The sequence below is a fragment of the Pseudomonas fluorescens genome, from assembly GCF_902497855.1.
Taxonomy (GTDB): Bacteria; Pseudomonadota; Gammaproteobacteria; order Pseudomonadales; family Pseudomonadaceae; genus Aquipseudomonas; species Aquipseudomonas fluorescens_BI.
Genome location: NZ_CABVHU010000005.1, coordinates 40478 through 52272, shown reverse-complemented (window position 1 = coordinate 52272; position 11795 = coordinate 40478). Strand labels below are relative to the sequence as shown.

At 61.8% G+C, this 11795-nt stretch carries 14 protein-coding genes; 8 read left to right on the top strand and 6 right to left on the bottom strand.

Going from position 1 to position 11795, the window contains the following annotated elements:
- Positions 1-118: 118 nt before the first annotated feature.
- From F8N96_RS11900 to F8N96_RS11885, 4 genes are all read right to left on the bottom strand, one after another.
- Complete coding sequence (locus F8N96_RS11900; RefSeq protein WP_150797978.1) at positions 119-496, bottom strand: DUF2892 domain-containing protein; 378 nt, start codon at positions 494-496, stop codon at positions 119-121.
- A gap of 92 nt (positions 497-588) precedes the next feature.
- Entirely contained in the window at positions 589-1059 is a 471-nt protein-coding gene (locus F8N96_RS11895; protein ID WP_128872026.1) for an RNA methyltransferase, read from the bottom strand.
- A gap of 223 nt (positions 1060-1282) precedes the next feature.
- Positions 1283-1654 carry a YajD family HNH nuclease gene (locus F8N96_RS11890; RefSeq protein WP_150766668.1) on the bottom strand — a complete coding sequence of 124 codons (372 nt, stop codon included), beginning with the start codon at positions 1652-1654 and terminating at the stop codon, positions 1283-1285.
- A gap of 49 nt (positions 1655-1703) precedes the next feature.
- Positions 1704-2390 carry a spermidine synthase gene (locus tag F8N96_RS11885; RefSeq protein WP_150766667.1) on the bottom strand — a complete coding sequence of 229 codons (687 nt, stop codon included), beginning with the start codon at positions 2388-2390 and terminating at the stop codon, positions 1704-1706.
- 96 nt (positions 2391-2486) lie between these two features.
- On the opposite strand from F8N96_RS11885, the gene F8N96_RS11880 reads away from it, so the two are divergent.
- Positions 2487-2777: a hypothetical protein gene (locus tag F8N96_RS11880; protein WP_150766666.1), complete on the top strand. Its 291-nt coding sequence runs from the start codon at positions 2487-2489 to the stop codon at positions 2775-2777.
- A gap of 5 nt (positions 2778-2782) precedes the next feature.
- Here the strand turns inward: F8N96_RS11880 and F8N96_RS11875 are convergent, their stop codons facing one another.
- Positions 2783-4837 (bottom strand): S9 family peptidase, encoded by a 2055-nt coding sequence (locus tag F8N96_RS11875; RefSeq protein WP_150797977.1) that lies wholly within the window; start codon positions 4835-4837, stop codon positions 2783-2785.
- 212 nt (positions 4838-5049) lie between these two features.
- On the opposite strand from F8N96_RS11875, the gene F8N96_RS11865 reads away from it, so the two are divergent.
- Genes F8N96_RS11865 through F8N96_RS11855 form a run of 3 tightly spaced genes read left to right on the top strand, consistent with a single transcriptional unit; the run spans position 5050 to position 6910 of the window.
- A complete protein-coding gene (locus F8N96_RS11865) occupies positions 5050-5547 on the top strand; it encodes an MFS transporter (protein WP_150797975.1) in 498 nt (165 codons plus the stop codon).
- 31 nt (positions 5548-5578) lie between these two features.
- The gene (locus F8N96_RS11860; protein WP_128872030.1) at positions 5579-6355 is read left to right on the top strand and encodes a class II glutamine amidotransferase; all 777 of its coding nucleotides are present in this window, start codon (positions 5579-5581) and stop codon (positions 6353-6355) included.
- A 12-nt stretch (positions 6356-6367) separates the two neighbouring features.
- On the top strand, positions 6368-6910 hold the full coding sequence (locus tag F8N96_RS11855; protein WP_150797974.1) for a DUF2937 family protein: 543 nt from the start codon (positions 6368-6370) through the stop codon (positions 6908-6910).
- A gap of 41 nt (positions 6911-6951) precedes the next feature.
- Here the strand turns inward: F8N96_RS11855 and F8N96_RS11850 are convergent, their stop codons facing one another.
- Complete coding sequence (locus F8N96_RS11850) at positions 6952-7878, bottom strand: LysR family transcriptional regulator (protein WP_150797973.1); 927 nt, start codon at positions 7876-7878, stop codon at positions 6952-6954.
- A 160-nt stretch (positions 7879-8038) separates the two neighbouring features.
- Here F8N96_RS11850 and F8N96_RS11845 point away from each other — a divergent pair, with 160 nt between their 5' ends.
- The 4 genes from F8N96_RS11845 (at position 8039) to F8N96_RS11830 (ending at position 11778) form a co-directional block, all read left to right on the top strand.
- Positions 8039-9325 (top strand): MFS transporter, encoded by a 1287-nt coding sequence (locus tag F8N96_RS11845; RefSeq protein ID WP_150797972.1) that lies wholly within the window; start codon positions 8039-8041, stop codon positions 9323-9325.
- A gap of 76 nt (positions 9326-9401) precedes the next feature.
- Complete coding sequence (locus F8N96_RS11840; protein ID WP_150797971.1) at positions 9402-10154, top strand: 5-oxoprolinase subunit PxpA; 753 nt, start codon at positions 9402-9404, stop codon at positions 10152-10154.
- On the top strand, positions 10151-10855 hold the full coding sequence (locus F8N96_RS11835; protein ID WP_150797970.1) for a 5-oxoprolinase subunit B family protein: 705 nt from the start codon (positions 10151-10153) through the stop codon (positions 10853-10855). Before F8N96_RS11840 ends, F8N96_RS11835 begins: the two co-directional genes overlap by 4 nt.
- Positions 10852-11778: a biotin-dependent carboxyltransferase family protein gene (locus F8N96_RS11830; protein ID WP_150797969.1), complete on the top strand. Its 927-nt coding sequence runs from the start codon at positions 10852-10854 to the stop codon at positions 11776-11778. Before F8N96_RS11835 ends, F8N96_RS11830 begins: the two co-directional genes overlap by 4 nt.
- Positions 11779-11795 lie beyond the last annotated feature (17 nt).

The following is an 11795-nucleotide window of genomic DNA, read 5'->3' as shown; positions in this document are numbered from 1 at the left end:
CGCTGGCAAGCCAGCTCCTACAGTATTCGCGGCGATCACAAATTATGTGTGCGCCGCCGAACCCTGTAGGAGCTGGCTTGCCAGCGAAGAGGCCATAAGCCCCACTACAAACCCCGGATCAAACCCCGGTCTTAGGCGACTTCAACGAATCATTCCCGGTCACGGTAGCCGTCTTGGTCGCCGCCTCGGCATTCGCCTTCAACCGTCCCAACTCTTCCCCGGCCCGCTCGATCTTCGCCCGCACGTTATTCATATCCTGGCGGCTTTTCTCCAACAGGCTCTTGACCGAACTGTGCCCGGTAATCCCGCGAGCCAGCGCCACGCCGCCGATCGCCACTTGAATCAACCCGAACACACCGCCGCGACGCAGGCCCTTGGTAACCATCACCACGCCACCGGCCACGGAGCCGATGCGCTCCCAGCCCTGAACGTTGTGGTCGGAATGAGTCTGGAACGGGGTGGACTCGATGCGCTCTACGCGTGTGAGTTCGCTCATGATCTGTCTCCTGGCTGGATGGGCTGCTTCAAGAATAGATAATTAAGCTGACTGCCGAGGCGGGCGGCTTGTTCCATCGGATGTGCAGAGATTCAGCGGAATTTCGGCCCCGAGCGGGTGTTGAGGCCCTTGGCCATGCGGTCGTACAGCACGACGTTGACGGTGGCCGCCAGGTTCATGCATCCGGTGGTCGGGATGTAGACCACGTCTTCGCACCAGTCGCGAATCTCCTGATCCAGCGAGCCGTCTTCCGGGCCGAAGATGTACAGCGCACGATCCGGGTGGGTGTATTCCGGCAGCGAACGGGCGCCTTCGACCAGTTCCACCGCGACCGGGACGCAGCCCAGGGGCAGGATTTTCTTCAGGTCGTCGATGCCGATCAGCGGAATGTCGTAGTGCACGCGCTTGGTGTCGGTGACGAAGTCGGCGGCCCGTTCATAACGCTTGCCGGTGTAGAACACGGACGCGGCGCCATAACAGCCGGCGGCGCGCATCACCGAACCGACGTTTTCCGGTGATTTGGGGTTATACAAACCAATGCAGCTGTACCGTTTGTCTGCCACGAGCGGGGTGCCTTCGGGGAAAAAGCGCGATTATACGGGGATTGGGGGAGGGGTGGTCAGATTGGAGACTTGTGGTGATTGTTCTATCGCCTTCGCTGCGGTGCGGCGATCCGACAAGCCAGCTCCTACAGGGTTCTGTGGTGATCACAAATGTCGTGTTCGCCACAGAACCCTGTAGGAGCTGGCTTGCCAGCGAAGAGGCCCTTACCAACGACGCAAATCGTCAGTCGTCTTTCTTCATCAACCCGGCCAACGCCGCAAACGGGTTATGCGTCGCCTTGGCGATCTTCGGCGAGCTCAGCGAGCCTTCACCAAAGTACTGCTGGTCGGTGTACCGCGAGTGTTCATTGTCGTGGCAATACAGGCACAACAGTTCCCAGTTCGAGCCGTCCTGCGGGTTGTTGTCGTGGTTGTGGTCGCGGTGGTGCACGGTCAGTTCGCTCAGGCGCTTGCCGGAGAACTCGCGGGCGCAGCGGCCGCACACGTGCGGGTACATCTTCAGGGCCTTGTCGCGGTAACCCATTTCCTTGTCGCGCTGGTTGTCGGCGAGGATGCGGTCCAGCTTCGATGTATTGGTTGGGGTGGACGAACTCATGGGTTCACCTTTGTAAAAAGACTAATGACGGTTATGAGCTCAGTTTAGCTCAGCCCTTGAGCTTCTCGGCAATCCAGATGGTGTGGCGGGTGCCTTTGTTGCCGTGGGCGAATACTTGCACTTCCTCGGCCTTGAAACCGGCCTTTTTCAGCTTGTCGGAAAACTGCCGGTCGGCGCTGGCCGACCACACCGCCAGCACGCCTTTGGGGCGCAGTGCCTTGGCGCAGGCGCTCAGGCCTCCAGCGGAATAGAGCCAACTGTTGGCTTTCTGGGTCAGGCCTTCGGGGCCGTTATCGACGTCGAGCATGATCGCATCGAAGCCCTGTGGCTCGGCTTGCAGCACCTTGGCCACGTCTTCCATGCGGATCACCGTGCGCGGGTCGAGCAGCGGTTTGCCGGCTTTCTCCCCCAGCGGTCCACGGTTCCATTCCACGACGCCGGGCACCAGTTCGGCGACCACCACTTGCGCGGTCTTGCCCAAATGCTTGAGGGCCGAGGCGAGGGTGAAGCCCATGCCCAGACCACCGATCAACACCCGTGAATCGGGTCGACCAGCCACCTTGCGGCACGGGATCTCGGCCAGGGCGTCTTCGGATCCGTGCATGCGCGTGTTCATCAACTGCCCGCCATCGCCTCCCTGGATCTTGATGACGAAATCCTCACCGTATTCGAACAGGCACAAGGCACCGCCATTTTCAGGAATCGGAGTGGTGTCGAGCAGAACGAAACGTTTCATTGGGGCACTCTTGAAGGGAATTCGACAATCAGGGGCAGGCAAACAGCGGCGGTTGAGAGTAGCCTGCAAAAAGACACAAGGCCAACGGAGCCATTGATGAAGCGCACCATTCTAACGGTCATTGCCTTGGCCGCGCTCTCGATAACTGCAGTGCAGGCCCAGGAGCAACCCACCATTCCCACCACCCCCGGGCCGCTGCCCGGTTCGCCCGGCACCGCGACGCCGACGCCCTACCCGCAGATCACCCCGGTCAGCGTGCCCAAGGCCGGACCCGGCAGTGGCGGGCCGCCGCTGTTGCCGCCGATCGAAATGCCCAACCCGCCCAAGGACCAGACGTTGCCGGGGCTTGAGCAGAACGGCACGAAGATCAAGTCGCCGGGCGGCTGATGCGCTCAGGCAATACCCAGCACCTTGAACACAAATGCATATTCGAGTGCAACGTCACGCAAGCCCTGGTACCGGCCGCTCATCCCGCCATGCCCGGCGCCCAATTCGGTCTTGAGCAACAGGGGATTGGTGTCGGTTTTGGTCGCACGCAACTTGGCCACCCACTTGGCCGCTTCCCAGTACTGCACGCGACTGTCGTTGTAGCCGGCAATCACCAGGGTCGCGGGATAGGCCTGCGCGGTGACGTTTTCGTACGGGGCGTAAGCCTTGATCCGCTCATGGACGTCCGGTTCCTGTGGATTACCCCACTCGTCGTATTCAGTGACGGTCAACGGCAGATCCGGGTCGAGCATGGTGTTGAGCACATCGACGAACGGCACTTCGGCAATCGCTGCGCCGAACAACTCCGGCCGCATGTTGAGGACGGCGCCGATCAGCAAGCCACCGGCGCTACCACCGCTGATCGCCAGTTGCCCTGATGTGGTGAAGCCGTTGTCGATCAAGTGCTCGGCGCAGGCGATGAAGTCGCTGAAGGTATTGTGCTTGTGCTCCTGCTTGCCGGCGCGATACCAGGCTTCGCCCAATTCACCGCCGCCACGCACGTGAGCGATGGCAAACGCCACGCCGCGGTCCAGCAGGCTCAGGCGCGCATGGGAGAACCACGGGTCGAGGCTTTCGCCATACGCACCGTAGCCGTACAGATAAAGGGGTGTCGGCTTACCGAGGGCTTCGCGTTTGACGACGAGGCTGATCGGCACTTTCGTACCGTCGGGTGCCGTCGCCCACAGACGCTGGCTGACGTAGGCATCGGCATCGAACGGGCCCAGCACCGGGGTTTGCTTGAGGACTTTCTGCTCGCCGGTGGCCAGCCCCAGCTGGCGGATTTGCGCGGGACGGTTCAACGCTTCGTAGCGCAGGCGAATCCTGTCGCTGACGAATTCCAGGCTGTTCTGCACGTGAAGGCTGTAGGCCGCATCCGGCAGTTGCACACGGTAGCTCGGCAGGTCTTGCGGATGGACCTCGATCACCGGCAAGCCACCGACCCGCAGGCTCAGGGTCATGGCCCCGGCGTTGAGGCTCATGCCGTCAATCATCGTGGTGTCGCTGTGGGGAATCAGGTTCTGCCAGTCGGCCAGGGTCGGCGCGACGCCGGTATCGACGGCCGTGTACAGGGCAAAGTTGATGCCGTCGCGATTGGTGCGAATGAACCAGGTCCAGACACCGTCGAGCACACCGTGGTCGACGTCGTATTCATGATCTTCAACCCGCGGCGCTACGCAGGCAAAGGCTTGCTGCGGCTGGAACGCGTCGAGCACCCAGACCTCGCTGGTCGTCTTGCTGCCCAGGGACAGCAGCAATTGCTGCTCGGAACTGGACCGGTAGCAGTGCATGAAGAATCGACCGTCCGGTTCATGGAACACTTCTTCAGCCGCCGTGCCATCGAGTCGATAGCGGTACAGTTTGTGCGGGCGGTGGGTGTCGTCCAGTTCCCCGAAGAACAGCGTCAGGCTGTCGTTGGCCCAGGTCATGCTGCCGTCGCAGTCCTGGAATTCCAGTTCGCTGACACGACCATTGGACAATTCCTTCACGAACAGCGTGAAAATCTCATCGCCCGTGGAATCGATGCTGTAGGCCAGGCGTTGGTGGTCCGGGCTGATACTGAACGCGCCCAGGGAAAAGAAGCCGCCCTTGGCCAGTTCGTTCGGGTCCAGCAGCAGTTGCTCCTGGCTTTCGTCGAGCTGCAGGCTGTCGTCGGCCGGGCGCGGGCAACGGTAGTGACGGGCGTATTCGTCACCCGCCGTGGTGCGCGTGTAATACAGGTACGGCCCCCAGGGGGAGGGCAGCGACAGGTCGGTTTCGAGAATCCGGCCCTTGATCTCTTCGAACAGGGTCTCGCGCAGCCCGGCCTGATCGGCGGTTTGCGCCTCTTGATAATGGTTTTCCGCTTTCAGGTAGTCGAGCACCGCGTCGGTGTCGCGCTCCTGGAGCCAGGCATACGGGTCATCGCCTTCGGCCATGCGGGCGATCGGGGCGTTGGAAACGTTGGCGGATAGGGGCATGAAGGGCTCTCGTGCAATGTGCGGAATAGGGTTTGCGGGCAATGTCTGGTGCCCTGCAGCCCCTGTAGGAGCCAGGCTTGCCGGCGAACCGAGCGCTGCGGTGTATCTGTCGCACTGCGTTATCGTTCTTCGCGGGCAAGCCTCGCTCCTACAGGGAGCAAGCCTGATGGGCGAAAAGTCGTTACTATAAGCGCCTCTTTGCCTGCCTTGCCATGGACACCATGACCGAGAACGACTATCTGATCGCTTGGGGCCTCTACGCCTTCGCCGCGTTAGGCTGCCTGTTAGTGTGGATGCGCATGACCCGCTGGATGTGGCGCTGGCTACGTGAGCCGCTGCGGCTGCTGGTGGTCGTGTTGCTGTTCAGCCCGACCATCATTGACCCGGTGAAGGAAAAGGTCGCCCCGGCCATCGCCATCACGGCCCTGGATCTGTTGTTCAAGGTCGGCAACAACGCCTGGCGGGCGATTTCCGACCTGTTCATGTACGGCATCCTCGCGTTCGGCCTCTACCTGGTGTTCGTGGCGATCCGTTTCATGATCGAGCGCGGCGCCAACGCCCGCAAGGAGCAGGCCGCCGCCGCCCAGGCCGCGGCCAGGGCCGACGCACCTGAAGAAGACCAGCCATTCGGCGGTGCCGGCGATGATCGCTACGGTCGCCCGCCGGTGCCGAGCAACCCCCAGCGTTTGCGGGTCGAACCGCGGCTGTAACCTTGCCCCTGCATTAATCGAGAGCCAGAACATGTGTGAGTTATTGGGCATGAGCGCCAATGTCCCGACCGATATCGTGTTCAGCTTCACCGGGCTGATGCAGCGCGGCGGCCGCACCGGTCCGCACCGCGACGGTTGGGGCATCGCCTTCTATGAAGGCCGAGGCCTGCGCTTGTTCCAGGACCCGGCAGCGAGTTGCGAATCGGAAGTCGCGAACCTGGTGCAGCGCTATCCGATCAAGAGCGAAGTGGTGATCGGGCACATCCGCCAGGCCAACGTCGGCAAGGTCTGCCTGTCCAACACCCATCCGTTCGTGCGCGAGTTGTGGGGGCGTAACTGGTGTTTCGCCCACAACGGCCAACTGGCGGACTTTCAACCCATCACCAGTTTTTATCGCCCGGTCGGCGATACCGACAGCGAAGCGGCATTCTGCGACGTGCTCAATCGGGTGCGTGCCGCCTTCCCGGAACCGGTGGAAGTCGAAGAACTGCTGCCGGACCTGGTGGCCGCGTGCGCCGAATACCGCAGCAAAGGGGTGTTCAATTGCCTGCTCAGCGACGGCGACTGGCTGTTCTGCTATTGCTCGACCAAACTGGCGCAGATCACCCGCCGCGCACCGTTTGGCCCGGCGCGCCTGAAGGATGTCGATGTGATCGTCGACTTCCAGGCCGAAACCACGCCCAACGACGTGGTCACGGTGATTGCCACCGAACCCTTGACCGAAAACGAAACCTGGACCCGCTACGAGCCGGGCCAATGGAGCCTGTGGCGGCGCGGTGAATGCGTCAGCCAGGGCAAGACCGAATAAGGACACGCAACCATGTTGCTCAGTTATCTACGGCTGGTGTTGTTTGCGGCAGGCCTGTTGATTGGTGTCCAGGTGCCGGGGTTCATCAGCGATTACGCCAAGCGGGTCGAGGCCCACCTGATCGAAGCGCAGACCGGTTTGAACGGTTTCCAAGGGACTGCCAATCAGTTCTTCAAGGGTGACATGCAGGCATTGGTGGCCCATTACCGCGCCAGCGAAGACCCGATCTTTCGCAGCGATGCCGATAGCCTGAACACCCTGCTGACCCGTCGGCAGGCGCTCGACAAGCAGTTCCAGGCCATGCAGGGGCCGTGGTATATCCGCTTCCTGCAAGTGGTCCTGGCGGCCGATCCGCAGATACGCAAGGAAACCTGGAATGGCTACAGCTACCAGATCCTGCTGACGCCGGAAGCGATGATCTGGGGCATGAGCGGCGCACTGCTGCTGTCCTTTGGCATTGAATGCCTGTTCCGGCTGATCGACTGGGTGGTGCTGGGCGGCAAACGCCTGCGCCAGAGCCGGCCGATTGAAGATCGGGATGTGCGGGGGCTCTAGGCCGATGATCGTTCCCACGCAGAGCGTGGGAACGATCACTCTTAACTGACCGAAGGTTTGCTCAAGATGATGTAGCCCTCTCCCACTTTGCGCGCATACCCCTCCAACACCTGCTGACACAACGCCACAATCTCCTCGACCCACTCCACCCCGGTCCGCCACGACACCACCACCTGCAAATTCGGCGGGCGTTGCTCGATGGCCAGCAAGGTCAGTTCCCCTCGCGCCAGTTCCTCGGCCACCAACACCGGCGGCAACGCGCCAATACCGAAGCCATCCCGGAGCAACCGCGTGATCGCCGACACCGAGTTCACGCAGTTGAGCCGTGGCGCCATGACGCCGTTGGCCTGCATCAGGCTCAAGATGTCCTGGTGCGGATGTGAGTTTTTCGAGTAGGTGATAATCCGCTCGCGAGCCAGGTCGACGATACCGGAGTACTCGCGGTTGTAAATCGAATGACTGGCAACGATCCAGCCCATCGGGTGACTGGCCAGCTCCAGGCTGCGCACACTTTCCTGGCGCAGCAGGTCGGTTTGCAGGATCAGATCGAGAAAACCTTTTTGCAGCTGATCGCAGAGGTTGAGCGCTGTATCGGCCACAAGTTCGATCTCCACCAGCGGATAGTGATCCATCATCTGTGCCACCAACGGGCTCAGCCACGTGTGAATCACCGTGTCCATCACGCCGATCCGCACGCGTCCGACTTTGCTTGAGCGCGTCTCGATCGACTGCTTGAGCGCCTGCATGGTGTCCATCATCTGCTCGGCATAGTCGAGCACTTTCAGGCCTTCGGGCGTCAGGCTCACGCCACGGGAATCGCGCAGGAACAGCTTCACGCCGAGCTCGCCTTCGAGCACCGCGATTCGGCTGGAAATCGATGCCTGGGTGGTGAAGAGCTTGTCTGCCGTCAGGCGAAAACTCTTGAGTCGGGCGACCCAGACAAAGGTCTCGAGAAACTTCAGGTTCATGGGATCAGCTCGCGGGATAAAGTTTTCTTATGTCTAGGGCGGGGTTTAATTAGTTGGACGCAGCGGGGGGCAAGCGCCAAGAATCAGGCCATCCGGTTCCCACGATAGGCGTCGTCGGGGCTCAGAACAATACCAATAAAAACCAGCGCGGAGATTTGCCATGAGTGCGCCCGACACCACCGCCATTCCGAAAGCAACGGCTCGCCCGGGACCTTTCGACTGGTATCGCAATATCAATAAACAGGAACGCCGCACCTTCTGGAGCTGCAAGATCGGCTATGGCCTGGACGGCATGGACACCCAGATGCTCAGCTTCGTGGTGCCGACCCTGATTGCCATGTGGGGCATCACCACCGGTGAAGCCGGGTTGATCCACACCAGTACCCTGATTGCTTCCGCCATCGGCGGTTGGGTGGCGGGGATTCTTTCCGATCGCATCGGTCGCGTGCGCACCCTGCAACTGACCGTATTGTGGTTCGCCTTCTTCACCTTCCTCTGCGGCTTCGCCCAGAACTACGAGCAACTGCTGATCAGCCGCACCTTGATGGGCTTCGGTTTCGGTGGCGAGTGGACGGCCGGCGCGGTGCTGATGGGTGAAGTGATTCGCGCCAAGGACCGCGGCAAAGCGGTGGGCATGGTGCAATCGGGCTGGGCACTGGGTTGGGGGCTGACGGCGATTCTGTATGCGCTGCTGTTCTCGGTATTGCCACCGGAAGACGCCTGGCGCGCATTGTTTCTCCTCGGCATCGTGCCGGCGATTTTCGTGATCTTCGTTCGCCGCTTGGTCAAGGACCCGGAAATCTACCGTGAAGCCAAGGCGAAACAGGAGCCGAGCAACCCGGCGAAGTTCTACGAGATCTTTGCCCCCGGCATCCTCTTCACCACGATTCGGGCTTCGGTGCTGACCACCGGTGCCCTGGGCGGTTACTACGCGATTACGTCCTGGTTGCCGACTTTTCTGAAGAATGAACGTGGCTTGAGCGTACTGGGTACGGGCGGTTATCTGGCGATGGTGATCGTCGGTTCCTACGTCGGTTATGTCATCAGCGCGTATTTGACAGACATCCTCGGTCGCAAGAAGAACTTCATCCTGTTCGCGGTCGGCTCGTTCATCATCGTGCTGCTCTATACCCAACTGCCGGTCAGTAACGGCGTGATGCTCTGGCTGGGCTTTCCCCTGGGTTTCTTTGCCTCGGGGATTTTCAGCGGCATGGGCGCGTTTCTGACCGAGCTGTTCCCAACGCGGATTCGTGGCTCGGGCCAGGGCTTTTGCTACAACATCGGCCGGGCGCTGGCGGCGTTGTTCCCGCTGCTGATCGGCTTGCTGAGCCAGAAGGTGCCTTTGAGCGTAGGCATCGGGGCGTTTGCGGCAGTGTCCTACGGGGTGGTGATCCTGGCGGCCTTGAGTCTGCCGGAAACCCGTGGCAAGCAACTCGAAGCCGAATAACCCGATGCCCGGCAACTGATAATCTGCGGGCAAATGCCCTGAAGATAAAAGAATAAAACCTACAGGAGTGTTCACCGTGAACCGCCTGCTATTGAATTGCGACATCGGCGAGAGCTTCGGCAACTGGACCATGGGTCTGGACGCCGAGGTCATGCCCTTCATCGATTGCGCCAACATCGCCTGCGGCTTTCACGCCGGCGATCCGAGCATCATGCGCAAGACCGTCAGCCTGGCCCTGGGCAACGGCGTACAGATCGGCGCCCATCCGGCCTATCAGGACCTGGTGGGATTTGGCCGACGTTCCATGGCTTATACCGCCCAGGAACTTCAAGACATTGTGCATTACCAGATCGGTGCCCTCGATGGCATCTGCCGGGCCCAGGGCGGGCGGGTGAGCTACGTCAAGCCCCACGGCGCCATGTACAACGACATGATGGCCAACCCGGCGCAACTGCGCGCTGTGCTGCAGGCGGTGGCGACCTATGACCGCAGCCTGCCATTGATGTTGATGGCGACACGTGACAACAGCGCCGCGCAGCAGCTTGGCGACGAATACGGCGTGACCCTGTGGTTCGAAGCTTTCGCCGATCGCGCCTACGACAGCAAGGGCATGCTGGTCTCGCGACAACTGCCCGGCGCCGTGCATCACGATCCGGAGACAATCATTGAACAGGCGCTGACCATCGCCCGCGGCGGCAATCTTGTCGCCAGCGATGGCAGCGCCTTGCACTTGCAGGCCAACACCCTCTGCGTACACGGCGACAACGCCAGTTCGGTGGCGGCCGTGCGGCGTATTCGCCAGGCACTCGATCAGCAGAGTGCGTCATGAAGCCGCGCGTGGAAGTGGTGGCGCTGGACTGCCTGATGGTGCGTCTGTTCGATGAGATCGCCGAGGCCAACATGCCGTGGATACTCGCGGCCAGCGAAAGTCTTCGCGCCGCGTTCGCCGGGCACCTGATCGATCTGGTGCCGTCCTATACGACGTTGATGGTGCATTACGACCTGACTTCACTGAGTCCTTCCCAGGCCCGGGAGCTGATTGCCGAAGCCTTGATCGACCTGTCGCCCAACGCCCGCACCCCTGGCAAATGCCATGTGCTGCCGGTCTGGTACGACTTGAGTGTCGGTCCGGAGCTGAGCCTGTTGTCGCAGCGCAGCGGATTGGCGGTCGATGAAGTGATCCGCCGCCATAGCGAACGCGAGTATCAGGTGTTCGCCTTGGGCTTCGCGCCGGGCTTCGCCTTCATGGGCCTGGTGGAAGAAGCACTGGCCGCACCGCGCCTGGACACTCCGCGTAAAAAGGTCGCCGCCGGCAGTGTCGGCATCGCCGAACGCCAGACGGCGGCTTACCCCGTGGTTTCGCCGGGTGGCTGGAACCTGATCGGCCGGACCCCGGCCAAATTGTTCGACCGCGAGCGCGACGGCTACAGCCTGATGCAACCGGGCGACACCGTGCGTTTTGAAGCCGTCAGTCATGACGAGTTCGTCAACCTGGGCGGTGACGACACGCCACTGGAGGCCCAAGCATGAGCCGTCTATCGATAGAAACGAGTACACCGCTGTGCCTGTTGCAGGACGCTGGCCGTTTCGGCGTGCGGCATCTGGGCGTGACCCAGGGTGGAGCGCTGGATTGGCGATCGATGTCCTGGGCCAACTGGTTGCTGGGTAATCGGCTGGATGCGCCGGTGATCGAGATTACCCTCGGCGGTTTCAGCGTGGTGGCGCAGGAGGATTGTGTGCTGGCTCTGGGCGGCGCGGATCTGGGGGCGCAAATCGATGGCGAGCCGTTGGCGCCGTGGCGTAGTTTCAGGTTGCACAAGGGGCAACGGCTGCAATTCACCCAGCCGTTACTCGGCGCGCGGGCCTATCTGGCGGCGCCAGGGGGATTCGACGCCCCCGAGGTCCTGGGCAGCCGGTCGACGGTGGTGCGCGAAGAGCTCGGTGGTCTGGAGGGCATGGGGCGCCCGCTGACCCAGGGGCATTCGTTGAGTTATTCCGGGAGCTCGCTGATGTTGCTGCGGGAGTTGCCTGCCGATCGGCGACCGGACCTTGATCTGGCGGTACCGCTGGACCTGGTGCTCGGCGCGCAGATCGGTGAGTTCAGCGGGCAGAGTCTGTTCGACGCGTTCAACAGCGTCTGGACTCTCGACAGCCGTGCCGATCGCATGGGCATTCGCTTGCTGGGAGCGGCGTTGGAGTACCAGGGCAAACCCATGATTTCCGAAGGCATCCCGCTGGGCGCGGTCCAGGTGCCGCCGGACGGGCAGCCGATCGTGCTGCTCAATGATCGGCAGACCATCGGCGGGTATCCGCGGTTGGGGGCGTTGACGCCGTTGGCGCTGGCGCGGCTGGCGCAGTGTTTGCCCGGATCAAAGGTGAGATTGAAGCCGGTGGTGCAGGAGGTGGCGCATCGGGAGCAGGTCGAATATTTGCGGCGGTTTGTTTCACATTGATCGTTCCCACGCTCTGC